This is a genomic window from Nocardiopsis rhodophaea (genome assembly GCF_039530945.1).
In the GTDB taxonomy this organism is placed as follows: Bacteria; Actinomycetota; Actinomycetes; order Streptosporangiales; family Streptosporangiaceae; genus Nocardiopsis_C; species Nocardiopsis_C rhodophaea.
Genome location: NZ_BAAAPC010000001.1, coordinates 117,054 through 139,276, shown reverse-complemented (window position 1 = coordinate 139,276; position 22,223 = coordinate 117,054). Strand labels below are relative to the sequence as shown.

18 protein-coding genes and 2 riboswitches are annotated in these 22,223 nt (G+C 69.0%); of the genes, 10 read left to right on the top strand and 8 right to left on the bottom strand.

Annotation, left to right across the window (positions count from 1 at the left end; translation table 11 throughout):
* Positions 1-146: 146 nt before the first annotated feature.
* From ABD259_RS00635 to ABD259_RS00625, 3 genes are all read left to right on the top strand, one after another.
* A complete protein-coding gene (locus ABD259_RS00635) occupies positions 147-2,948 on the top strand; it encodes a sigma-70 family RNA polymerase sigma factor (RefSeq protein ID WP_344159364.1) in 2,802 nt (933 codons plus the stop codon).
* Between the two features lie 238 nt (positions 2,949-3,186).
* Positions 3,187-4,893: an NYN domain-containing protein gene (locus tag ABD259_RS00630; protein ID WP_344159361.1), complete on the top strand. Its 1,707-nt coding sequence runs from the start codon at positions 3,187-3,189 to the stop codon at positions 4,891-4,893.
* A 56-nt stretch (positions 4,894-4,949) separates the two neighbouring features.
* Positions 4,950-5,507, top strand: coding sequence for a hypothetical protein (locus ABD259_RS00625; RefSeq protein ID WP_344159358.1), 558 nt, complete (start codon positions 4,950-4,952; stop codon positions 5,505-5,507).
* 55 nt (positions 5,508-5,562) lie between these two features.
* Here ABD259_RS00625 and ABD259_RS00620 read toward each other — a convergent pair whose 3' ends face one another.
* Positions 5,563-6,204, bottom strand: a complete 642-nt coding sequence (locus ABD259_RS00620) for an HAD family hydrolase (RefSeq protein ID WP_344159355.1) — start codon at positions 6,202-6,204, stop codon at positions 5,563-5,565.
* A gap of 98 nt (positions 6,205-6,302) precedes the next feature.
* Positions 6,303-6,554: riboswitch (cobalamin riboswitch) on the top strand.
* A gap of 159 nt (positions 6,555-6,713) precedes the next feature.
* Between ABD259_RS00620 and ABD259_RS00615 the strand changes: the two genes are divergently transcribed.
* Together ABD259_RS00615 and ABD259_RS00610 are read left to right on the top strand one after the other, a co-directional pair.
* The gene (locus ABD259_RS00615) at positions 6,714-9,263 is read left to right on the top strand and encodes a ribonucleoside-diphosphate reductase subunit alpha (RefSeq protein ID WP_344159352.1); all 2,550 of its coding nucleotides are present in this window, start codon (positions 6,714-6,716) and stop codon (positions 9,261-9,263) included.
* A gap of 4 nt (positions 9,264-9,267) precedes the next feature.
* Positions 9,268-10,389 carry a ribonucleotide-diphosphate reductase subunit beta gene (locus tag ABD259_RS00610; RefSeq protein ID WP_344159730.1) on the top strand — a complete coding sequence of 374 codons (1,122 nt, stop codon included), beginning with the start codon at positions 9,268-9,270 and terminating at the stop codon, positions 10,387-10,389.
* Positions 10,390-10,610: 221 nt separating this feature from the next.
* Here the strand turns inward: ABD259_RS00610 and ABD259_RS00605 are convergent, their stop codons facing one another.
* The 3 genes from ABD259_RS00605 to ABD259_RS00595 are packed head-to-tail and all read right to left on the bottom strand — an operon-like array spanning position 10,611 to position 11,580.
* The gene (locus ABD259_RS00605) at positions 10,611-11,063 is read right to left on the bottom strand and encodes a hypothetical protein (RefSeq protein WP_344159349.1); all 453 of its coding nucleotides are present in this window, start codon (positions 11,061-11,063) and stop codon (positions 10,611-10,613) included.
* Positions 11,060-11,284 carry a hypothetical protein gene (locus ABD259_RS00600; RefSeq protein WP_344159347.1) on the bottom strand — a complete coding sequence of 75 codons (225 nt, stop codon included), beginning with the start codon at positions 11,282-11,284 and terminating at the stop codon, positions 11,060-11,062. The genes ABD259_RS00605 and ABD259_RS00600 overlap by 4 nt, the downstream gene beginning before the upstream one ends.
* Positions 11,281-11,580 (bottom strand): hypothetical protein, encoded by a 300-nt coding sequence (locus tag ABD259_RS00595; protein WP_344159344.1) that lies wholly within the window; start codon positions 11,578-11,580, stop codon positions 11,281-11,283. Before ABD259_RS00595 ends, ABD259_RS00600 begins: the two co-directional genes overlap by 4 nt.
* 231 nt (positions 11,581-11,811) lie before the next feature.
* Here ABD259_RS00595 and ABD259_RS00590 point away from each other — a divergent pair, with 231 nt between their 5' ends.
* Positions 11,812-12,738, top strand: a complete 927-nt coding sequence (locus ABD259_RS00590; protein ID WP_344159341.1) for a helix-turn-helix domain-containing protein — start codon at positions 11,812-11,814, stop codon at positions 12,736-12,738.
* 12 nt (positions 12,739-12,750) lie between these two features.
* Entirely contained in the window at positions 12,751-12,939 is a 189-nt protein-coding gene (locus tag ABD259_RS00585) for a DUF397 domain-containing protein (RefSeq protein WP_344159338.1), read from the top strand.
* Positions 12,940-12,983: 44 nt separating this feature from the next.
* Here ABD259_RS00585 and ABD259_RS00580 read toward each other — a convergent pair whose 3' ends face one another.
* A complete protein-coding gene (locus tag ABD259_RS00580) occupies positions 12,984-14,141 on the bottom strand; it encodes a methyltransferase domain-containing protein (RefSeq protein WP_344159335.1) in 1,158 nt (385 codons plus the stop codon).
* A 655-nt stretch (positions 14,142-14,796) separates the two neighbouring features.
* Here ABD259_RS00580 and ABD259_RS00575 point away from each other — a divergent pair.
* The 3 genes from ABD259_RS00575 (at position 14,797) to ABD259_RS00565 (ending at position 17,576) form a co-directional block, all read left to right on the top strand.
* Positions 14,797-15,672, top strand: a complete 876-nt coding sequence (locus ABD259_RS00575; protein ID WP_344159332.1) for an alpha/beta fold hydrolase — start codon at positions 14,797-14,799, stop codon at positions 15,670-15,672.
* Between the two features lie 99 nt (positions 15,673-15,771).
* The gene (locus ABD259_RS00570) at positions 15,772-16,332 is read left to right on the top strand and encodes a GNAT family N-acetyltransferase (protein WP_344159330.1); all 561 of its coding nucleotides are present in this window, start codon (positions 15,772-15,774) and stop codon (positions 16,330-16,332) included.
* Between the two features lie 77 nt (positions 16,333-16,409).
* Entirely contained in the window at positions 16,410-17,576 is a 1,167-nt protein-coding gene (locus ABD259_RS00565) for an OmpA family protein (protein ID WP_344159327.1), read from the top strand.
* Between the two features lie 157 nt (positions 17,577-17,733).
* On the opposite strand, the gene ABD259_RS00560 is transcribed toward ABD259_RS00565, so the two are convergent.
* The 3 genes from ABD259_RS00560 to ABD259_RS00550 form a co-directional block, all read right to left on the bottom strand.
* Positions 17,734-19,365: an alpha/beta hydrolase gene (locus ABD259_RS00560; RefSeq protein ID WP_344159324.1), complete on the bottom strand. Its 1,632-nt coding sequence runs from the start codon at positions 19,363-19,365 to the stop codon at positions 17,734-17,736.
* A 156-nt stretch (positions 19,366-19,521) separates the two neighbouring features.
* Positions 19,522-20,679 (bottom strand): FecCD family ABC transporter permease, encoded by a 1,158-nt coding sequence (locus ABD259_RS00555; protein ID WP_344159321.1) that lies wholly within the window; start codon positions 20,677-20,679, stop codon positions 19,522-19,524.
* An 8-nt stretch (positions 20,680-20,687) separates the two neighbouring features.
* Positions 20,688-21,758, bottom strand: a complete 1,071-nt coding sequence (locus ABD259_RS00550) for an ABC transporter substrate-binding protein (protein ID WP_344106765.1) — start codon at positions 21,756-21,758, stop codon at positions 20,688-20,690.
* Between the two features lie 96 nt (positions 21,759-21,854).
* A riboswitch (cobalamin riboswitch) is annotated at positions 21,855-22,046 on the bottom strand.
* Positions 22,047-22,223 lie beyond the last annotated feature (177 nt).

Genomic DNA, 22,223 nt, shown 5'->3' with positions numbered 1-22,223 from the left:
ATTTTTTTCTCAGGCTTCCCGCGGGGCGTTCCGGGAGGTCGGCGCCGAGGTGCGACACCTCGGCGGTGCGGGGCGCCGGTCGAGTGGCGCCGAGGGGCCGCATCTGCGGTTGGGCACGGGATCCGGAAGCAGCGGAAAGGCAGCGCATGACGGAGCCGCAAGGCGATCACACCGAGCTACTCATCGGTGACGCCGAGCTTCTCGAAAAGGTCCGTAGCGGAGATACCGCCGCATACGCCACGCTCTACGAGCGGCACATCGACGCGGCGCGCGGCCTCGCCCGCCAGCTGGTGCACAGTGAGGCCGAGGTCGACGACGTCGTCGCCGAGACGTTCACCCGCGTCTTCGGCGTCGTCCAGCGGGGCGGCGGACCGGCCGACGGGTTCCGTCCCTACCTGCTCACCGCGGTCCGGCACGCCGTCTACGACCGCTCCCGCGGCGAGAAGCGCCAGGTCGTCACCGACGACATGGAGAAGTTCGACCGCGGCGAGCCATTCGTCGACCCCGCCCTGGAGGGGCTGGAACGGTCGCTGATCGCCCGCGCCTTCCTCGCGCTGCGCCCCGAGTGGCAGTCGGTGCTCTGGTACACGGAGATCGAGGGCATCAAGCCCGCGGAGGCCGCCACCATCCTCGGCAAGACCCCCAACAACGTCGCAGCCCTCGCCTACCGCGCCCGCGAGGGCCTGCGCGAGAAGTACCTGCAGATGCACCTCTCCGGCGAGGCTCCAGCGGAGAGCTGCCGCCCGGCGCTCGCCCTGCTCGGCGCCTACGTGCGGGGCGGGCTGGGCAAGCGCGACACCGCCACCGTCGACCGGCACCTCGACGAGTGCGCGGACTGCCGCGAGGTTTACGCCGAGCTGATGGACGTCAACTTCGGCCTGCCCGGCATCATCCTCCCGCTCTTCGCGGGCCCGGCCGCGGCCGGCTACCTCGCGTCCCTCCCCGGCGGGGCACTGTCCGCGGGCTGGTGGGGACGGATGTCCCGGAGCCAGCAGCAGGCCACGGCGGCGGGAGCGGCGGCCACCGCCGTCGCGGCGGCCGCGGTCATCGCCCTGGTCGGCAACGACGAAGCCGTCCCGGCCGCGCCCGACCAGCCCCCGGTCGCGGCCGAACCGCCGCAGGGGCGGCCGGAGCAGCCACAGCCGGAGGACCCGCAACCCGAGGCACCCGACGCCGAGGAACCGGCGCCCCCGGCGCCCGCGGACCCCACACCGCCCCCTCCGGTCGCCGCCCCCGAGGTTCCCGCCCCCGATCCCCCGGTGATCCTCCCTCCGCCGTCGCAGAGTCCGACCCCCGAACCCTCAGCCTCCGCACCCGAGCCCGACGAGCCGGGGGAACCGCCCGAACCGCGGGAACCCGGCACCCCCGACCTCGACGCAGGGATCGACCCGGTGGGAGCGCTCGTGCCTGGTCGCACCGGGATCGTCGTGATCACCGTCGTGAACAACGGTGACTCCGCCGAGGCCGACGTCGTCGCCGAGATCGACCTTCCTCCGGGCGTCGCCCTTCGCGCCAGCGGGCGTCGGGGAAGCGCCGCCCCCTTCGCGCCCGGCGGCAGCGGCTGGAGCTGCACCGCCACCGCCGACGGCGGGCAGTGCGTTCGATCCGATCTGGACGCCGGGGCGCGCACCACCGAATACCTGGACGTCGTCGTCTCCTCCCGCGCCGCACCGGGCGGCCCCCCGCGCATGACCGTGAGCACCGGTGACGCACGAGCGGCCGCGACCGGTTCGCACGGTGTCGATCCGGGAGGCCAACCGGCCCGCTACGCCGCGGCCGGGCAGGTGCGCACCGAGAGCACCGGGAACGCGCTTCTGACCTGCGTGGACGACGGGGATCGGTGGCACCCCTGGCCGTGGTGGCCGATCGTGCTGAACAAACAGGACGCCGACGCGGCTCCCGCCCCGGCTCCCGCCACCCCCTCTGCCTCCGCCGCCCCCGAGGCCGACGAGCAGGGGCCGCCCACCGCACCCGCGGCCCCACCCCCGATTCCCTCGGCGTCACCGTCCCCCTCCGCAGCTCCCGACCCAGCCCCCGCGTCCGACGCCCCCGCCCCGGCCCACGACGGCACCGGCCTATCGGTCGAAGTCGGGCCCCACGACCAGGCCGGAGAGACGACCGGAAATCCCTCCGAGGGCGACGGCGCCTGCGCCCGTGCTCTGCGGCGCGAGGGAGAGGTCCGGGACAACGACATGTGGGACATGCGGCCCATGGACCTCGACGACGACCCGGGCACCGAGACGTCCAGTTCGGCGCGGTGGTCCCTGCCCGAAGGCGGCGCGGTCCGCTGGGCGGGACTGTACTTCTCCGGCTCCGGCCGGTCTCCCGCGTCCGCGACGGCGAAGCTGCGCGGCCCCGGGGCGGACTCCTACATCGATGTGCGCGCTTATGAGGTCGGCCGCGCCAAGCTGCCCGGCTACCCCGCCTACCAGGCGTTCGCCGACATCACCGACATCGTGCGGGCGCACGGCGGGGGCGAGTGGTGGGTCGCGGACGTCCCCACGAAGACCGGCACGAGCACGTACGCGGGATGGAGCATGGTCGTCGTCGTGGAGGACCCCTCCGAGACCTACAACCAGGCGATGGTGTTGGATGCGTCAGAGGCCGTCTTCCAGGACGACCAGGGCCTGCGCTTCCCGCTTGCCGGCCTGCTTCCGGCGGCTGTGCCAGCGACCGTCGATGCCGTCGCCTGGGAGGGCGACGCCGACCTACCGGGCGACCAGGTGCTCCTGAACGGGTCAGCGCTCACCCCGCGGGACGGCGACGCGGATCCGAACAACGCCTTCGCCAGCTCCGCGCGGGGCGCTGTCGGCCCGGAGCTGACGTTCGGCGCCGACGTCGTCCGCTTCACGCCGGTCCTCCCGCCGGACCCGGAAGTGCGTCTGGTGACCCGGCAGGACGCGTACCTGGCGGGCGCGGTCGCCGTGACGGCGCCGATGCGGACGTGACGACAGGCCCGGGAGCAAACAACCGCAGATATCCCTGGCACAGCGAAATCCGCGCAGCTAGCACGCGTGAACCGAGGGTGATCATCCGGCCGCGGGTGTCGGAGGGGGCACGCAAACCGAGACAGACTTGGTTAGGCTGTGGCCCGGCCTGTCTATTGGCCGAGGGCCGATCGTTGGATAGACCCGGTACATGCCCCCAGGTCCGGGTGACCAGCACAATGGGAAGGGGCGGTGTCGCGTGGATCGCTGCGCGCTGTTCGTGGACGCCGGCTACCTCCTTGCCGACGGTGCGATGGCTGTGCACGGAACCCGGAACCGGGACTCCGTGTCATGGGATTACGCGGGACTCGTTCAGCTCCTCAACGAGGTGGCGCGTGACCGCACGGGGCTCCCTCTGCTGCGCTGCTACTGGTACGAGGCGACGGCCGACGGCCGCCGCACTCAGGAGCAGGACGGCATCGCGGACATTCCCGGCATCAAGTTCCGAGCCGCGCGTATCCGTCCCGGCAGACGGGAGGGCGTCGAGAGCTACGTGCAACGGGACCTGACCACGCTCGCGCGCACGGGAGTGCTGTGCGAAGCGGTCCTGGTCAGCGGAGACGAGGACATGGCGCAGGTCGTGTCGGACGTCCAGGACCTCGGTGTCCGGGTCACCGTCGTGCACATCTCGGTCGAGGGCAACTGGACCATCTCGCGGGCGCTGCGCCGCGAATGCGACGACCTCATCGAGATCGGAGCCGGGCACCTGCGCCCGTACGTCAATCTCCTCTCGGCCACCGGCGACGAGTCGAGCGAGACGGCCCCCCTCACCAACGGGCGGTCGCGCAGCGGCCCCGAAGTGGCGCGGCGCCCCGTCACGGCGCACACCGGGGCGTCCCGGGTGGAACCGGCGGCCGCCAACACGGGCGGGCTGGACTCCATGTTCGCGTCCACCGGGGCGCAGCAGGCCATGACCGGCAGCGCCATGGACCAGCTGCGTGCCATGCGCCAGAGCATCGCCCAGCAGCGCGGCGGCGACCACCTCGCCCCGCAGGGCGGCACGGACTCCGGCCGCACCTCCCCCTCCGGGCCCATCGACGTCAACGGGTTCCCGTCCGGCGGATACGCCCCGCCGCAGCGCAGACGCGGCGAAGAGCCCACCGGGGGGCAGCAGTCGATGATGGCCAACCCGCCCACCGGTCCGCAGCCCAGCTTCGGCGCCACCGGCGGCGGACCCGGCGCTCCCAGTGGCAGCACCGGCGCGCACCCGAGCATGCGCGACGTCGTGCAGAACGGCTACGGCGGCCCCGCCCAGGGCAACGGGGCCCCGCCAGGGCATCAGATGGGCGCCCACCAGCAGGCACAGCACCCGGGCGGACCACATCAGGCCGGACCCCACCACGACCCGATGATGGGCGGCCCGCAGGGCTATGATCGCGGTGCCCCGCCCAGCCGGGGAACGCCGCCGCCGGGGCCGGACCCCCGCGACCCCCGGTACCGTTCGCACACCGGCGAGAATCCGGCGTACGGAGGTAACACCGGCCCAAACCCTACTTTTGGGGCCAGCACGGAAACTGAATCCGGATTCTCCGGTGCCCACGGACCTCGTCCGGGACCCGGAACCGGTGCTGGCCCCCGCCCCGACCAACCGACCGCTCACGGCGCCTACGGCCCCACACCCCCGGGTGTGGGCCGCCTCGGGCCCGGAGCGGCATCGGCGTATTCCATCGACGACGCGGTGAATGCCGCGCGCCAGGAGGGGAACGACTTCGCCGAGTCGATCGCGCGCGACGCCCCCACCCTGTGGCTGGAGGCGGTGCTCGCGAGCCGTCCGCGGATGCCGTCCGACCTGGAGGCGCGGCTGCTGCAGGGGTCGGCCCTGCCGATCGACTTCCTGCTGCGCGACGAAGTCCGCGACGCGCTGCGGAACGGCTTCTGGAGTGCCCTGGAACGCGCCCGAGGCTAAGGTGTCACGGATCCGGGGCACCGCGCGGACCGAAGAGGGACCTAGGGAGGCTGGCAGTGACCCGCGTGACCACAGCCGATCTCGACCGGCTGGAATTCAGGGCGGTCCAGTCCGGCGACCATACCGACGTCGCACGTGAGCTCATCGCGCTCGCCAACCGGGTCGAGTCCGACAGCGAGATCTCCCGCGCCGAACTCTTCGTCCGCGCGGGTGAGCAGTGGGAGATGGCCCAGGAGTTCGAGCGGGCCACGGCCGCCTACCAGCGGGCGATCGACGACGGCGGCATCACCGTCATCGACGCCCGGGCCCACCTGGCGGGGGCGCTGCTGGAGCTCGACGAGATCGACGCGGCCTACGCGCAGCTGGAGCGGCTGCGCGTCGAGGGGCCGCGCAACCTGCCCACTTACATCACCATCGCCGAAACCCTGCAGGCCCACGGCGACCTGAAGGGGGCGCACGACTGGTCGACTCTGGGCGTGGAGCGGTTCCGGCACCAGGACGTGTCGGCCTACGTGCACGACCTGCTCATGGAGCTGGTGCGGACGCGCTTCCGCATCAGGATGGATCTGGGCCTGACCGAAGACGCCCTGGACCGGCTGCTCGACGACGAGTAGTCATCGGGGAGCGGCCGCCGGGCCGGGGCCGGTGGGCGGTCGGCCGCATCGGACGTCAGGCCGCGGCGAGCAGCGCCCGTCCCTCTGCATAGGCATCGACCAGACTCCCACCGCTGTAGTGCGCCCCGGCGATGCCGGTGAGGTGGTGATCGGCGTTGACCGCCACCGAGTGCGCCACGTGGCGGAAGAGCGCGGCGTCGGACATCGAGTCCCCGTAGGCCACGCACCGCTCGCGCGCGATGCCAGCGCGGCGGCGCGCCTCCTCGACGATCCGCGGCTTGTCGGCGGGAGTGAGAATGTTCTCCGGCAGGGGTGGCTCAGTGAACGGCAGGGGCGGGAACCGGGAAGCCACCACCTCGTCGAACCCGAAGTCGAGCAGGCGTTCGGCGTAGAAGTCGGGTGACATGGTGATGACCATCGAGCGCTCGCGCCGGGAGCGGATATCCCCGCACACATCGGCGATTCCGTAGAGAAAGGGGCCGCCACTGAAGACCTCCGCCACGTGGTCGCCGGTGAGCATCGGCCACACCTCGGGCAGTGCGGCGGCGAAGGCGCGCGTGTCGATCTCGCCGCTGGCGAGGGCCCGTTCGAGGTCGCGCAGCTCGTCCTCGCTGCCGGTCGCCCGTGCGATCTCAAGACTCGCGCTCGTACCCTTGAGCAGGGTGCCGTCCATGTCGAACACGTGCAGGTAGCTCATCCCCTTCGTGTACCACGGACCCCGCACGCTCCGCGACCGCAAATGCACCGTGACACACCACTATGTTGAGGTGTTCCCGGTCGGGCGCCACTAGATGTAGTATCGCTCCCGCTGATGGTTCACCCGGCGTTCGAGCCGTTCTCATCGTTCGACGCGGGTGAGGCAAGAGGGAACCCGGTGTGAGTCCGGGACTGCCCCGCAGCGGTGAGCGGGAACGAACGCCATCCCCACGGCACTGGGCGCCACGCCATGACCCCCGGGAAGCCGATGGCCGGTAGGTGGAGGAACACGGGTTGCACCGTCCTCCGACGCCCGCGAGTCCGAAGACCTGCCATCGGCGTGCACGCGTCCGACGTGCACCGCAACGGGGCCTCGAGGGCGGGCCGCCGGGAATCAGGGAGAACGACGACCTCCGCGCCGAGGGGCGCGCGGGGAACCCTCCCCTGTGTTCTGGTGGGCAACGACCTTCGACACCCCAACCGGTTGTCGTCTACCTGGTTGGAGCCACCATGACCCTCGATCTCGACGTTGCCGCGGCAGAGCCCGCGCACGCGAATCCCGCGAGCGATCCGATGGAGCGGGTCGGACAGGTGGTGCACGAGGCCTGCGCCGGGCTGACGGGGGTGTCGGCCGACAAGGTCATCGCGGAGACGCGGCGCGGCCTGTACCCCGGCATTACCTCCGATGAGCTAGAGCTCGCCCTGGTCATGGCGGCTCGCACGTTCGTCGAAGTCGACCCCGACTACTCCCACGTCGCCGCGCGGCTGCTCCTGGACAAGCTCCGCAGGGAGGCGCTGACCTTCCTCTCCGGCGGCTTCGACGAGGCCGACCAGGCCCAGATGGCCGAGCGCTACTCCGACTACCTCGCCGCCTACGTCGCCCGCGGCGTGGAGCTGGGCCAGCTCGACCCCCGCCTCGCCACCTTCGACCTCGCCCGCCTCGGCGCCGCTCTGCGCCCCGAGCGCGACCTGGACTTCACCTTCCTCGGCCTGCAGACGCTGTACGACCGCTACTTCCTGCACAGCGACGGCACCCGCTACGAGCTGCCGCAGGGCTTCTTCATGCGGGTCGCGATGGGCCTGGCCCTCAACGAGGACGACCGCGAGGCGCGGGCCATCGAGTTCTACAAGCTGATCTCGTCGTTCGACTTCATGTGCTCCACCCCGACCCTCTTCAACGCGGGCACGCAGCGCGCCCAGCTCTCCTCCTGCTTCCTCACCACCGTCGGCGACGACCTGCAGTCGATCTTCCACGGCATCAGCAACAACGCGCTGCTGTCCAAGTACTCCGGCGGCCTGGGCAACGACTGGACCCCGGTCCGCGGCATCGGCGCCCACATCAAGGGCACCAACGGCCAGAGCCAGGGCGTCGTGCCGTTCCTCAAAATCGCCAACGATACAGCCGTCGCTGTAAATCAGGGAGGAAAGCGGAAGGGCGCCGTCTGCGCGTACCTGGAGACCTGGCACATCGACATCGAGGAATTCCTCGATCTGCGCAAGAACACCGGTGACGACCGGCGGCGCACGCACGACATGAACACCGCCAACTGGGTACCCGACCTTTTCCTGCAGCGGGTCGAGGCCAACGGCGAGTGGACGCTGTTCTCCCCCGACGAGGTTCCCGACCTGCACGACCTCTACGGGGCGGAGTTCGCCGAGGCCTACACCGCCTACGAGCGGGCCGCCGAGGCCGGGGAGATCAAGGTGTGGCGCCGTGTTCGCGCGGTCGACCTGTGGCGGCGCATGCTTACCATGCTGTTCGAGACCGGGCACCCGTGGATCGCCTTCAAGGACCCGTGCAACCTGCGTTCGCCGCAGCAGCACAGCGGGGTGGTGCACTCGTCCAACCTGTGCACCGAGATCACGCTGAACACCAGCGCCGACGAGGTCGCCGTCTGCAACCTCGGCTCGGTCAACCTGGCCCGGCACGTGACCGAGGACGGCATCGACGCCGAGCGGCTGCGCCGTACCGTGCACACGGCGGTGCGCATGCTCGACAACGTCATCGACGTGAACTTCTACACGATCCCCGAGGCCGAGCGGGCGAACATGCGCCACCGGCCGGTGGGGCTGGGGCTCATGGGCTTCCAGGACGCGCTGTTCAAGCTGCGCTTGCCAATGGCCTCGCAGGGCGCGGTGGAGTTCGCCGACGAGAGCATGGAGCTCATCTCCTACCACGCGATCACCGCGTCGATGGAGCTGGCCGCCGAACGCGGCGCCTATGAGACCTTCGAGGGCTCGCTGTGGAGCAAGGGCGTGCTGCCGATCGACTCCCTGCGCCTGCTGGACGAGGCGCGCGGCGGCGACCTCGACGTCGACACCACGGCGCGCCTGGACTGGGAGACCCTGCGGGAGCGCGTGCGCACGGTGGGGATGCGCAACTCCAACGTCATGGCGATCGCCCCGACGGCCACCATCGCCAACATCACCGGCGTGGGCCAGTCGATCGAGCCGATCTACCGCAACCTGTTCGTGAAGTCGAACATGTCGGGCGACTTCACCGTGGTCAACCCGTTCCTGGTGCGCGACCTCAAGGAGCGCGGCCTGTGGGACGACGACATGGTGTCGGCGCTCAAGCTGCACGACGGCAGCCTCGGCGCGATCGACCGCGTCCCGGACGACCTTAAGGCCCTGTACGCGACCGCCTTCGAGGTCGACCCCTCCTGGCTGGTCGACGCGGGGTCCCGGCGGCAGAAGTGGCTCGACCAGGCGCAGTCGCTGAACCTGTACATGGCGGCGCCGAGCGGCCGCAAGCTCGACGAGCTGTACCGGCGCGCGTGGCGCAAGGGCCTGAAGACCACGTACTACCTGCGCTCGCAGAGCGCCACGCACGTGGAGAAGAGCACGCTGAAGGGCACGGACGGCAAGCTGAACGCGGTCGCCGCCACCCCGACGCCCACCCCTGCCGCGTCGCCGTCCCCTGCCGCGGCCGTGTCGCCGGGGGCGAGCGCACCGGCCCCCACCCCGGCAGCCGGCGCCACCTCCACCGCCCCGGAACTGGACCCGGACGCCGGTTCCACCTGCTCCATCGACGACCCCGACTGCGAAGCCTGCCAGTAGAGAACTGCCCGCAGCCGCCCTCAGCAGACGTTCCGAAGGATCCAATCACCACATGACGACCACCCATGAGCCCGACACCACCGGCCTCGGCGCCATCGACCGCGACGGCGGCCGCGTCAGCGTCGACGACAAGTCGATGATCAACGCCCGCGCCGACGTCAACCAGCTGCTGCCGCTCAAGTACACCTGGGCGTGGGACAAGTACCTGGCGGGCTGCAACAACCACTGGATGCCGACCGAGGTCGCCATGCAGGCCGACATCGCGCTGTGGAAGTCGCGCGACGGCCTGACCGAGGACGAGCGCCTCATGCTCAAGCGCAACCTGGGCTTCTTCGCCACGGCGGAGTCCCTGGTGGCCAACAACATCGTGCTCGCGGTCTACCGGCAGCTGACCAACCCCGAGTGCCGCCAGTACCTGCTGCGCCAGGCCTTCGAGGAGGCCGTGCACACCCACACCTTCCAGTACATCTGCGAGAGTCTCGGCCTGGACGAGGGCGAGCTGTTCAACATGTACCGGGAGATCCCCTCCATCACGGAGAAGGACGCCTGGGCGCTGAAGTACACGCAGAACCTGGAGGACCCCGACTTCCGCACCGGAACACCGGAGGCGGACCAGGCCTTCCTTCGCGACCTTGTGGCGTTCTACGTCATCTTCGAGGGCATGTGGTTCTACACCGGCTTCGCGCAGATCCTGTCGCTGGGCCGCCGGAACAAGATGGTCGGCATCGCCGAGCAGTACCAGTACATCCTGCGCGACGAGTCGATCCACCTGAACTTCGGCATCGACGTGATCAACCAGATCAAAATCGAGAACCCCCACCTGTGGACCGAGGAGTTCCAGGCCGAGGTCCGCACCATGCTCACCGAGGCCTGCGCTCTGGAGGTCGCCTACGGCCGCGAGACCATGCCGCGCGGCATCCTCGGCCTCAACGCCGACCTGTGCGAGCAGTACATGCACTTCATCACCGACCGCCGCGCCGAACAGATCGGCCTGACCCCCATCTTCGGGCAGACCGAGAACCCGTTCCCGTGGATGTCGGAGATGATGGACCTGAAGAAGGAGAAGAACTTCTTCGAGACCCGGGTCATCGAGTACCAGACCGGCGGCGGCCTGGACTGGGACTGACCTGATGTGACGGGGTTCGGCCCCTCCGGCTTCGGAGGGGCCGAACCCGTTTTTTGGGAGATGATCAGGCTGCGGTGGCGCCGCCGGAGGGCGTCCGCGCGGTGGCGCTCGACGGCGTATTCGGCGCGGCACCGCCGACGAGCGGCCGGGCCGCGGCGCGGATCGCACGGCACGAGCGGTGCGAGCGGGCCCGGAAGGCGGGACCGGCCGTCACGGGCATGTCACCACCCCGTCCAGTCGGTGGGGTGGTCGGGCACGCCGTAGGTGCGGGCGACGCTGACGACGGTCAGCGACTCGATCGACGCGCCGCACCTGCGCCTGTGCTTCTCTTCTGTGCGGGCGGCAGCGACCAGCCCAGCCAGGTGCACAGGCGCGGACATCGATGGTGAGGATGTCTCGGGGACCACGTTCTCCACGTGATGGCAGACGGCGGACCCCTCTTGGTGCGACAGCGAAACCGTGTAAGTGGAGTTGCGCCGCTTGAGTGCGATGTGCGGAGGGAACGTCTCGCGGCAGATGCACCGCTGGCGCCTGCCGCCAGGGAGGGCGATCTCCGCTTGGTAGATGATGTAGTCGCAGGTCTCGTCCGCGACCGTGACCGCGGCTCCGTGCCGCCGCGCCCACGCCCCCAGCTCGGCTCGGCTCGAAAATGCGTGCGCTGGAATGGCAGTCATCGCTGTGCCGCCCCCGACGCCTGGTCGAGGAGCCGGCTGGCCTCGTCTTTCGACAGTCCGCATTCTCGGACCAGGGCGCGCTGGGCCTCTCCGTAGGAGGAACGCAGGCGCACGATTCGTCCGCCTGGCCCGCGAACGGTGAAGCGGAGCATGGGCGAGAGGCCGGGGTCGTAGGTGACGGCGTAGTCACCGGAGACGGCCCGGGTGATACGAGAGGTCATCGGAGTGCCACCTTCTTCCACCGCTCGGCGAGCGCGTCCTGCTCGGCCTGGTGGACGAGGGTGGCGCGGAACTCCGCGAAGAGCCGGTTCGCCGTGGACTGCCGCCCTTCGTGGGCGATGAAGTAGGGGCGAATCCTTGCCGACTTCGGCGGGATCGCGGCGAGCGGCTCCCGGTCGGCGTCGCAGAGTGGGGTGTCCGAGTCGGTGCGGGTGGGCGCCGGTGATGCTGCGAGCATCAGCAGTGCCCCTGCCGCGAGTGTGATGCGCGCCCAGATGCGCGCGCTAATGTGGGTCACGTCGAACTCCTGACGTAGTGCAGTTCGGCCGCGCCCCGGGACGTGTGTTGGAGCCGTCGCCGGGGTCTTTGTGTATCCGGACAGTCGTGGTCTAGCGCCTGGTCAATACGCCGATGGCGCTGCCGAGGTGACGCCATACTACGCTCGTGCGGAGAAGAATGAAATATTCACTCAAAAACAAGTGACACAATCATTGATGAGGTCACCGATAGAGAGTGAACGGTGCACCAAATGTCACAGAAATCGACGCCGAGCGTAGAATCGATCTCCCGGACACCACCCTCATCGAGGAGCACCGACGAGTTGGCTGCCAGTCCCACGCTTCGACGACGTCGCCTCGCCAGGCAGCTACTCTCGCTGCGAGCCAACACCGGTAAGACGGTCGATGCTGTTGCCAAGGAGGCCAAGCAGCGGAGCCCGAAGCGGCCCTGGTCTGCCGCCAAAGTCACCCGCATCGAAGGCCGAAAGCTGCAGCACCTACGGGAGACTGACCTGCTCACGCTGCTCGACGTGTACGGGGTCACCGATGAGGAAGAGCGCGCCGCCTACGTCAAACTCGCCAAAGAGGCATCACAGGCGGGCTGGTGGGTCGGCTACAAGGATGTACTGGGCTCAGGCGCCTACATCGATCTGGAGACAGAAGCAGTCCAGCTCCGCACCTACGAGCCGATGTACATCCCTGGCCTATTGCAGACGCGTGCATACGCTGAGGCGGTCGTACGAGGCAGCGGCGTCACCGACGACCACGAGGTCACCCGTCGGGTCGAGGCCCGGATGATGCGACGACAGATACTCGACCGCCCCGACGCCCCCAAGCTCACAGCGCTCGTCGACGAGTCAGCGTTGCGGAAGATCCCCAGCGAGATCGCCCCCGAGCAGGTGCGGCACCTGACTGCCATGCAACGACCCCACGTGGAGATACATGTGGTGCCAGACGAGGCCGGACCCCACCACGCGATGAGCGGTGCGTTTGTCCTGATGACGTTCCCCCACGACCCGAGCGTCGTGTACCTGGAGCAGTCCATGGCGGGGATGTTCCTGGAAACCGAGGAGGAGCTAGCACACTACGAGGCGCTGTTCACGGACACACAGGACGTCGCTCTCTCCGTTGATGCCTCGGTGGCATTCTTGGAAGCGCACCTGAAGAAGATCCAGTAAAAGAGACGAGTCATGTCTGAGCCCCTGAGGTTCCGCAAGTCTAGCTACAGCAGCGGGACCGGCCAGAACTGCGCCGAGGTCGCCGACCTCCCCGCCGGAGCTGCCCTCCGCGACTCCAAGCACCCCGATCGTGGACACCTTTCCTTCCCGCTCACCGAGTGGCGCGCCTTCCTCGCCGACGTGAAGCGGGACCTCCTGTAGACCCCCTACACAAACGAGGCCCCGCCAAGTGCGGGGCCTCTTATCTAGTTGCTGAGGACAGCGCTTGGGACATCGACCCACAGCCAGTGCGCTCCGGTCGCGGTCACGGTAAGGCCGAGCCGGTCGCGGCCGGGGCTCCCCGCCGACTTCCACGCCGCGTGTGCTGCTTCGATCTCGCCCCAGATGTCGCGTGGCCCGTACCGGCTCTGCACCCATTCAGACGCGCCTGGCACGTAGTCGGCGGCGGCCCACGAGCCGGCCGCGTCGTACACCCAGACGGTGCACTCGTCGTCTTCCCAGATGACCTTGTGGTACAGGTTGGGCACCAGTGTGCCGATGGTGATTGTTCGGCCGGAACCGTCCCCGCCGACTGCAGCGCGTGGGTCCAGTTTTGTGCGCCCTTCCTGCATCGGAGCATCGACGTCAATGTGATCGCGCCAAGTGCCTCGGTGCGAACGCTGGTCGCGCAACCACATAAATGCTGCATCACCAACGATCCGACCGTGTGCCGCACCGGCTCCGTCGGCCTCCAGGCGGACAAGCCAGTGCCCAGCATGGTCCGATCCCCATGGGGCCACCAGGAGTCCGCCTGGTCGCAACTGCTCGACCCAAGCGCCAGGAACCCGCTTCGCGGCGACGGTGGCCAGCACACGGTCGAACGGAGCGCTCTCTGGCACCCCGGCCACGCCATCACCGACGACCAACGTCGGTTGGTACCCCGCTGTGTGGAGGTTGGCGCGACCCTGCGCGGCTAGGCACTCGTCGATCTCAATCGATGTCACCTGCTCATCGCTCAGCCGTGCGCACATCAGTGCAGTGTTGTACCCGGTCGCCGTACCTATCTCCAGTACGGTCTCGCCTCCACGGATGTCCAGGGCCTGGAGCATGCGCACGACGAGACTCGGCTGACTGGCCGAGCTCGTCGGGTACATCCCCCGCCCGTCGGAGCCGATCGGGTCGCCGTCATCGACCTGGGTAACGAGGGCAAAGTCCGCGTAGGCGGCGTCTCGCCACTGCGGTGTCTCCGGCCCGTAGGGGCTGCGCCATGGCGGGTCATCGTCCCGGACCCATACCGTCTCCGGGAGGAAGCGATGGCGCTCGACCTTGCGCACCGCCGTTTCCCAGGCGGGGTCGGTTAGCGCTCCCTTCTCGACGAGGAGGTCGGCTAGCCGGTTGGGGCCATCCGCGAAGTCGTCGGACACCTACTTCTGCTCCTGGCCATCGCCGGACTGGTCTGGGTAGTCCTGGGACCCATGGCCGCTACCCTCTTTGCCGTCCTTCTCCCACGCCGGGCCGCCGCCTTTATCCTCAGACCCTCCCTTACGGTGTCCCACCGTGACCTCCTCGCGATCGCGAACACGTCCGCAATGACCGTAACCCAGAGGTCGCTGTGGGTCATTGGCGTGGCCGGAGGCGGCCATTCCTCCGCGCACGAGGAAGCCCTGCTGGGGCGGACTGCACCCCGGGAGGGCCCTGGAATTGGGAGATTTTTGGGAGACGGCAGGACCCGGCGGACCACGCCAGACCCCGCCACGCTTCGGCAGTCATCCCGGTTGACCGGCGACGGAGATTTCCACCCAGGTCAGATCAGGCTGACGACTTCTTCGAGACCCGGGTCATCGAGTACCAGACCGGCGGCGGCCTCGACTGGGACTAGTCAGCCGGTAGTCATCTCCCCTCCCTGGTTAGGGGCATGAAGCTCATTGGGTCCGGTGCGGCGGTTCGACCGTCCCACCGGACCCTTGTCATTTTCTGAGGTGCAACTGCGGGGGGAACTGATTACACCATAATCTGTAGACATGAATCATTACTTTATCTAGTATAGAGATCATCCCAAGTTCAGGAGGAATGGTTCCCATGCCCAAAGCCCGGCTACACGACGGGAGTTCGATCGACATCGAGGTGCACGGCATCGGCCCCGCCGTCCTGCTCCCGGTCAACCCTCAGCCAGCCGAAGGCGCGCAGGCCGACGAGATGCGGACGTGGGGCGTGGACCCGGCTCTCGGCCGGTCCCTCATCGACGGCCTGAGCGACAGGTTCCAGGTGGTCGCTTTCGATTACGAGGGCCACGTGTTGGCCGTCCCCAAGCCCGACACCCTCACCCCCGAAGCGATCGCCGCCGACTTCCTCGCCGTCGCCGACGCAGCGGGCGTCGACCGGTTCGCCTTCTACGGCTACTCCTGGCTGGCCCTCAGTGGGCTCCAGCTCGCCCTGCGCACCGACCGACTCACCGCCCTCGCCATGGGCGGGTTCCCTCCACTGAACGGCCCGTATGCCGAGATGCTCCGCGTGACTGCCGCGACGCACGCCATGGCCACCGGGGAGGACACTCAGACGCCCGGCGATGTCCCCGAGGCGGATGCGGACTCCGCGTGGGGCGGATCAGCCGACTTCGATTGGAACTCCGTCGAGATCACCATGACCGAGACTCAGACGCGCCAGTTCGTCACGCTCTATGAGGCGCTTGAGTCGTTCGACGATCGCGTCGCCCTGCAGAGGATTATGTGCCCCCGCCTCTCCTTCGTTGGCTCGGCCGACACCATCACTTACGGACCACGCTGGGGCGACGTGATCGTCGACATGGCCGGCATCCTGGCCGCCACCCGACCCGAGCTGCAGTCCCTTGGCTGGGGCGTCCACGTTCTCGACGGACTCGACCACACCGGAGCCATGCAGCCGGACAACGTTCTTTCACTCCTCCGTCCGTGGCTGGAGATTCAGATCGCCAATTGACCCTTGTGGCGCTTTCTCGCCGGGACAAGGAACCGTTGACGCCCACCCGTGAGAAGATCTCTTGGCGTTATGCGCCGGTTTCGACCATAAGGGGGCACGGTGTTCGCGATATCCCTGGGTGACGACAGCGCGGAGCTGCGTCCGCTTGAGCCGTGGCATGCCGAGGAGTTCCTCATCCACATGGACCGGGGACGGGAGTTCATCGGGCAGTACATGGGGCTTCCCGACGTCGTTACCGACCTGGAGTCGAGCCGCGCGTTCCTTCGGATGTACGCGGAGAAGGCCGCCGCTGACGAAGCGCGAATCTACGGTATCTGGACGGAAGGCCAGCTGGTCGGCGGAGTTCACTTCCGGACCATGGACGTCGAACAAGGCACCGCTGAGGCGGGCTGCTGGCTGGAGCCGTCGGCGGTGGGCAGCGGCCTGGTGACGCGAGCCGCGCGCGTGATCATCGAGTGGGCCATCGAAGAGCGAGGTATCCACCGCGTGGAATGGCGGGTCTCGGCGGCGAACGCGCCCAGCATCGCCGTGGCCCAGCGACTGGGCATGTCGAAGGACGGCGTCCTTCGCGAGAGCTACCTGTACCGGGGGAAGCGGCACGACATGGAGGTCTGGTCGGTGCTCGCGCCAGAGTGGCGGACGAGCAGGCACGCGTCGTAAGCGACATCATCTGGGAACGTGGCGGTCGTGCTTCGCGTCCTATTCGGGCCCACGACGGATTGCGGAGGAAAGACACCATGAAGGGCAGATCCCCCTTGCTCGCGCTTCCCCTGGCGCTGTTGCTTGCCACGGCGGGGTGCGCGACCGGTGATGATTCCGGCGGTGGAGGCTCGAACAAGAGCGAGAAGGACCAGAAGAGCGAGAAAGAAGAGGCAGGCTCCCCGGAGGCCGCCGGCCCGCTCGACGCGGAGGACGCCGACCCGGCCGACTGCACCGGGGACAGCGTCTTCATCGAGGCCGTGGAGATTCCCGGCGTAAAAACCGACCCCGTCATCATCCCCGAGGTCAAGAACAAGGCGGGCGAGGTCGTGCAAGAGGAGCAGAAGATCCCCGGCGTGGACATCCCCGATCAGCGTGTCCCCGCACAGTGTGCGACCGTCGAGGACGCTCCGGCCGGATGTCTGGGCAAAGCCTCCATTCCGGCCACCGAGATCCCGCCGGTGACCATCCCCGAGGTGACGATCCCCGCCTTCAAGTACGGGGACGTTGAAGTCGAGGCGGTCACAGCTGACGCGGTTACCTCCGAAGGCGTACAGGAGGACGGGGTGGCCGCAGAGGAAGTGTGCCAGATCAGCGAGGAGGAGGCTGGCGAGGGAGGATACATCAGCTCTGTGTACCGATCGTCCATCTACCGCTCTTCGATTTACCGTGCCTCCGCCTACCGTGGGTCGGTCTACCGCGGGAGCGCTCGCCTGGACGATGGGACCAAGATCCCGTCCGTTCGTGTTGACGGTGTCCGTGTCGACGGCGTGCGCGTGGGTGGTGTCCGGATGGCGGGTGAGCGGCTGAAAGGCCGTCGCGTCGAGGACGTTGACGTCCTCGAAGGCGAGGACAGCATCACCTTCGGGCTCGACGCCGACGTCCTGTTCGCGACCGACTCCGACGAGATCCGCCCGGACGCGGCGACGACCCTGGCCGAGGTGGCCGACCAGATCAAGGAGCTGCCGGACGACGCGCCGATCACGGCCGACGGGCACACCGACTCCGACGGGGACGAGGACCACAACAAGGACCTCTCCGAACGCCGAGCGCAAGCGGTGGTCGACTGGCTCGTCGACGAGGAGGGCCTCGACGCCGACCGCTTCACCGTCACCGGCTATGGCGAGACCAAGCCCGTTGCCTCCAACGATGACGAGAAGGGCAAGCAGAAGAACCGACGAGTGATGATCTCCGCCGACACCTGAGTCGCGTGCGCGTCCGATGGGCGGGAAGCGGCCTCTGACATGGAAAAGGCGCCAAGGACTGGCCTTGGCGCCTTTTCTTCTTACCGGGGATCGTATCCAGGACCAGGGGCGAAACGGACGCGACTCCGGCGTCGACGTCATGCTGTCGACGACAGAGCTAGCCGACCGGGAGCTCTTCGTCGCGTTTGTCGAGCACGTCCTGGACCTGTTCGGCCAGGGGCTTGTCGGCGTCGGGCTGGTCCGCGTCGAGGTCGGTTCGGGGAACGCCCGGGCAGGTGCTGGCGCTGCCGGGCAGGACGCCGTCGATCAGGTAGTCGTCGATTCGCTCAGTGACGCAGTCGTAGTCCGGGACGCCGTAGTAGCCGTGGTTGCCGTCGTCCTCGACGATGATCAGGCTGTCGCGCAGCCGCCGGGCCATGGCGGGGCCGCCCTCGTAGGGTGTCTGGGTGTCGTACTCGCCCTGGATGACCACACCGGTCGGGTACCCCGCCCGCTCCAGCTTCACCGGCTTCTCCGGCGGCGGGGAAGTACGGAAGGTGCACGGGTTGGGGGCGGCCGCGGCGACGCCGTAGCCGTACGGGTGGTTCTCCCGGAAGTCCCGCATGTCGTCGTAGTAGACGTTGAGGTCGCTGGGCCAGTCCGCCTCGCACAGGATGGCGCTGTAGGTGCCGTTCATCAGCCGGTCCCGGGAGGCGGCAGCGACCAGTCCGGCCGCCTCGGCCGCGTCTTGGGCCGCGGCGGCCGGCTGCTCTCCGCTCCCCTCCTCCGGGACACCGTCGCGCAACCGGGTCAGCGTGTCGGCGAACAGATCCCACTCGCCCTGCCAACGGGCGAGGTCACCGACGAAGAGGTCGAAGTCGGTCCGGGTGAGGCCGTCGACCGGCTCCTCGTGCAGCCGCTGCGCCAGGTCCTCGATGAGTCCGCGGACGGCCTTGGCGTCCTTGCCCAGGCCGAGCTTGTCGTCATTGTCCGCGGCCCACTCGGCGAACCGCTGCACGTTCTCGGTAGCGGCGGGCGCCATCGCCTTCCAGTCGTCCCGCCATATGCGGTCGGGGTGCACGGAGGAGTCGAGGACGCTGCGGTCGAGGCGCTCGGGGTAGAGGCTGCCGTAGACGGCGCCGAGGTAGGTGCCGTACGAGTAGCCCAGGTAGTTGGTCGTGTCCTCGCCGAGCACGCCGCGGATGACGTCCATGTCGCGCGCGGTGTTGGCGGTGGTGACGTGCGGCCGCAGCGACCCGGCCATCCGGTCGCATCCCTCTTCCGTGCGGCGCGCCGCCTCGGTGAAGTTGTGCAGCTCGGCGTCGGTGGGGCGGGAGGGCAGGTCGTATTCGGCGGGGTCCGGTATCGAGCAGCTGAGGTTGGTGGACGCCCCGACCCCGCGCGGATCGAAGCCAATGAGATCGTAGACCTCCCCGATCCGCTGGTCGCCCACGAACCCGGGCATCCCCAGCCCCGGCCCTCCGGGGCCGCCGGGGTTGAGGATCAGGATGCCGCGCCGATGGTCCCGGTCGCGCGCCTTGAGCCGGGAGACCGCGATCCTGAGCTTTCCGCCCTTGGGCGCGGTGTAATCCATGGGGACCGTGATCGAGGCACATTCGAGCCCCTCGGCGCCCCCGTCTGCGCAGGGCTTCCAAGAGACCTTCTGCTCATAGAAGCTTCGCAGCTCGGGGGCGACCGTATCGGCAGCGGCGGGCGGCGCCCAAGCGAGGACGCCGCCCATCGCGATCAGACCGAGCACGCTCCCGAGGGCGGTGCCGGAGCGCCTGCCGGTTCGTCTGATGATGTCCACAGCATGCCTTCCGGTGGGGATTGCCGCCATCACGCAGGGTGCGCGAGGTGGGCAATGTCGGACATGACGGTGGACGAGACTAGAGAGCCGGGTGTGCGGTGCGGAACCGCTAAAAGTTGTAGTTCTTATGGCCAGAGGCGTCTCCTGCCCCCCCATCTAGGCCTTTCGAGCATCCCGCCGCATCAGCCAAAGGAAGAACGGCGCCCCGCACAGGGCCGTGAGGATGCCGACGGGGATCTCCTCGGGGGACGCCAGGGTGCGCGCGGCGAGGTCGGCGAGGATGAGGAAGACCGCGCCGAGGAGGGTGGCCACCGGGAGGAGGCGGCGGTGGTCGGAGCCCACGAGAAGCCGGCCGATGTGCGGCATCATCAGGCCGACGAAGCCGATCGGGCCGCTCACCGCGACCATGACGCCGATGGCCAGGGAGATCAGTACGAACATCAGCACACGGAACCGGTCGGCGTGCAGTCCGATGCCCGTCGCCATGTCGTCGCCGAGCTGGAAGACGTTGAGCGCGCTGGTCTGGGTGGCGATCAGGAGCAGGACGATGAGCACCGTGACAGCTGGCAGCGGGAGCATGTCCCACGTGCTGCCGCCCAGCCCGCCAAGGGTCCAGCGCATGACCTGCTTGGCGGCGTGGGGCTGGCCCGACAGCATGATGATCAGGTTCGCGGCGGCCTGCAGCACCTGGCCGACCACGACACCGGACAGGATGAGGCGGGTGCTGGTCATCCTGCCGCTCGTCCGCGCCACGGAGTAGACGGCCACCAGTGCGGCCAGGGCCCCGAGGAAGGCCGCCAGCGGAACCGAGTACGCACCGGCCACGGTGATGCCCGCGACCGTCACGAGCACCGCGCCGAAGGTCGCGCCCGAGGACACCCCCAGCAGGAGCGGGTCAGCCAGGGGGTTGCGCACCAGCGTCTGCAGTACCGCGCCCACCACCGCGAGTCCGGCCCCGACCACAGCGGCCAGCAGGACCCGCGGAAGCCGGGCCGTCAGCACGATCCGCTCGTGGGCCACCGACCAGGTCGGGTCGATGGCGCCGGGGACGATCTGGTGGGCCAGGATGCGCCAGGTGTCGGTGACGGAGATTCCCACCGAGCCGGCGACGACGCCGAACGTCACAGCCAGCGGCAGTGCGGCGAGTAGGACCGGCACCACGACGGACACGGGGAGGCGGCGCGGGATGCGCCGCTTCCGAGGTGTCTGCCGCTGGCCGTCCCGCTGGGGGCCGCCGTGATGGTTCTCAGCGGTCGGGTGGTCGCGGGTGGACTCCACTGTGGCGTGGGCGGCGGACCGCGGGTGGTGTCGCATGGCGCCGCTCAGAACGCGTCCGGGTGCAGCTGCTGGGCGACGTCGTAGACGGCGTCGCCCGCGCGGACCCCGACCACCGCCGAGGACAGCGGGAGTACCGCGAACCGCTCCTCCTTGATCGCCGGGACTTCGGCGAGGGTGGGGTTGTCCAGCAGCGCCCGCTTCTTCTCCTCCACCGGGGTCGCGCCGTAGTCGTAGATGAGGATCGCGTCGGGGGAGCGCTCGGCGACCTGTTCGACGGAGACGTCGGCGAACACCTTGTCGACGTCGTCGAAGACGTTGCGGCCTCCGGCGCGCTTGATGATCTCGTTGCCGATGCCGTTGCCGCCCGCGGTGAAGACGGTCGAGTCGATGGAGTCGACGACGACCACGTCCACCGGATCCACGTCCGACAGCCGTTCGTGTGCTTCGTCCACCCGCGACGTGATGTCGTCGTTGACCTCGTCTGCGCGGTCCTCGACGCCGAAGATCGACGCGACGTTGTCGATCTCGGTGGAGACGGTCTCCATGGTGACGTGGTCCGTGCACTGCTCGATGTTCTCGTAGGTCGCGATCCCGGCATCGGCCAGCGCCTCCCGGCCCCGCCCCTCGGCGTCATCGAAGGCGCTGCTCCCGAACCCCGCGTACACGAAGTCCGGGTCGGCCGCCAGCACCTGTTCGAACGACGGGTACTCCTCGGCCAGGACCGGGACCGCGTCGTAGGCCTCCTGGAATTCCGGCAGCACCGCGTCGTCCAGATACGCCGTGCCTACGAGCCGGTCCTCCAAGCCGAGCGCGAGCATCACCTCGGTGGCGTGCTGGTTCATGGTCACCACGCGCTCCGGCGGCGCGTCGATGGCGACATCGGTGCCGCAGTTGGCGATGGTGACGGGGAAGCCCTCCGGGGAGGCCGTGGTGGGGTCGTCCGTGGCGTCCGACGCCCCGCTCCCGCAGCCGGTGAGCGCGACGACCAGGGCTGAAGCGGCCGCTGCCGCGGCTGTCGCCGACGACGTCGATGCTGTGCCCCGGGCCGACAGGTGCCGGGCGAAGGGCGGGAAGACGGGGAAGGAGGCGGTGAAGGGGTGGGGGAGCTTGGGCACGTCCGGTCCTCTCGCGGGTCCGGGCGCGGCGGGATGCGCGGGCGCCCCTGCAACCAGGGTGGTGCGCCCGCTCGTCCCGGGGGTCCGCGCCCCTGGTCGACGATGTCGCGACGGCCCAGTCTCCTGACTCCCGGATCATCGCGTCACCCGGCCTTCCAGCGCCTGCGCGCCGTGGCCATGCGTGGGATCGACATCCCCGGTCACAGTGGCGGGACCGTGCCGGACTCGCACCGGCTTCCTGGTTTCCGTCGCCACTGGTGATCGTAGGGCCCGGGAGCTGCACTTACGCGTTCGGGGCGAAGTGGTGTCCCGACCGTGATCTTGGACACCGGGGGGCGGAGGGTCATGGAAAGGCAAAGCGCCCGACCTGCCTATATGTACCCTTCATTACGGTAAATGTCCGATCAGACAAGGTGTAAGGGGGGCGCATGGCCGGTTCGACAATCATGGACGACGAACGCATCG

Bases quoted from the DNA above. Each gene is read 5' to 3' on its own strand.
- ABD259_RS00575 (WP_344159332.1), top strand. From the start codon at position 14,797: ATGCCCAAAGCCCGGCTACACGACGGGAGTTCGATCGACATCGAGGTG.
- ABD259_RS00600 (WP_344159347.1), bottom strand. From the start codon at position 11,284: ATGACCTCTCGTATCACCCGGGCCGTCTCCGGTGACTACGCCGTCACC.
- ABD259_RS00605 (WP_344159349.1), bottom strand. From the start codon at position 11,063: ATGACTGCCATTCCAGCGCACGCATTTTCGAGCCGAGCCGAGCTGGGG.
- ABD259_RS00590 (WP_344159341.1), top strand. From the start codon at position 11,812: ATGTCACAGAAATCGACGCCGAGCGTAGAATCGATCTCCCGGACACCA.
- ABD259_RS00635 (WP_344159364.1), top strand. From the start codon at position 147: ATGACGGAGCCGCAAGGCGATCACACCGAGCTACTCATCGGTGACGCC.
- ABD259_RS00615 (WP_344159352.1), top strand. From the start codon at position 6,714: ATGACCCTCGATCTCGACGTTGCCGCGGCAGAGCCCGCGCACGCGAAT.
- ABD259_RS00620 (WP_344159355.1), bottom strand. From the start codon at position 6,204: ATGAGCTACCTGCACGTGTTCGACATGGACGGCACCCTGCTCAAGGGT.
- ABD259_RS00565 (WP_344159327.1), top strand. From the start codon at position 16,410: ATGAAGGGCAGATCCCCCTTGCTCGCGCTTCCCCTGGCGCTGTTGCTT.
- ABD259_RS00555 (WP_344159321.1), bottom strand. From the start codon at position 20,679: ATGCGACACCACCCGCGGTCCGCCGCCCACGCCACAGTGGAGTCCACC.
- ABD259_RS00585 (WP_344159338.1), top strand. From the start codon at position 12,751: ATGTCTGAGCCCCTGAGGTTCCGCAAGTCTAGCTACAGCAGCGGGACC.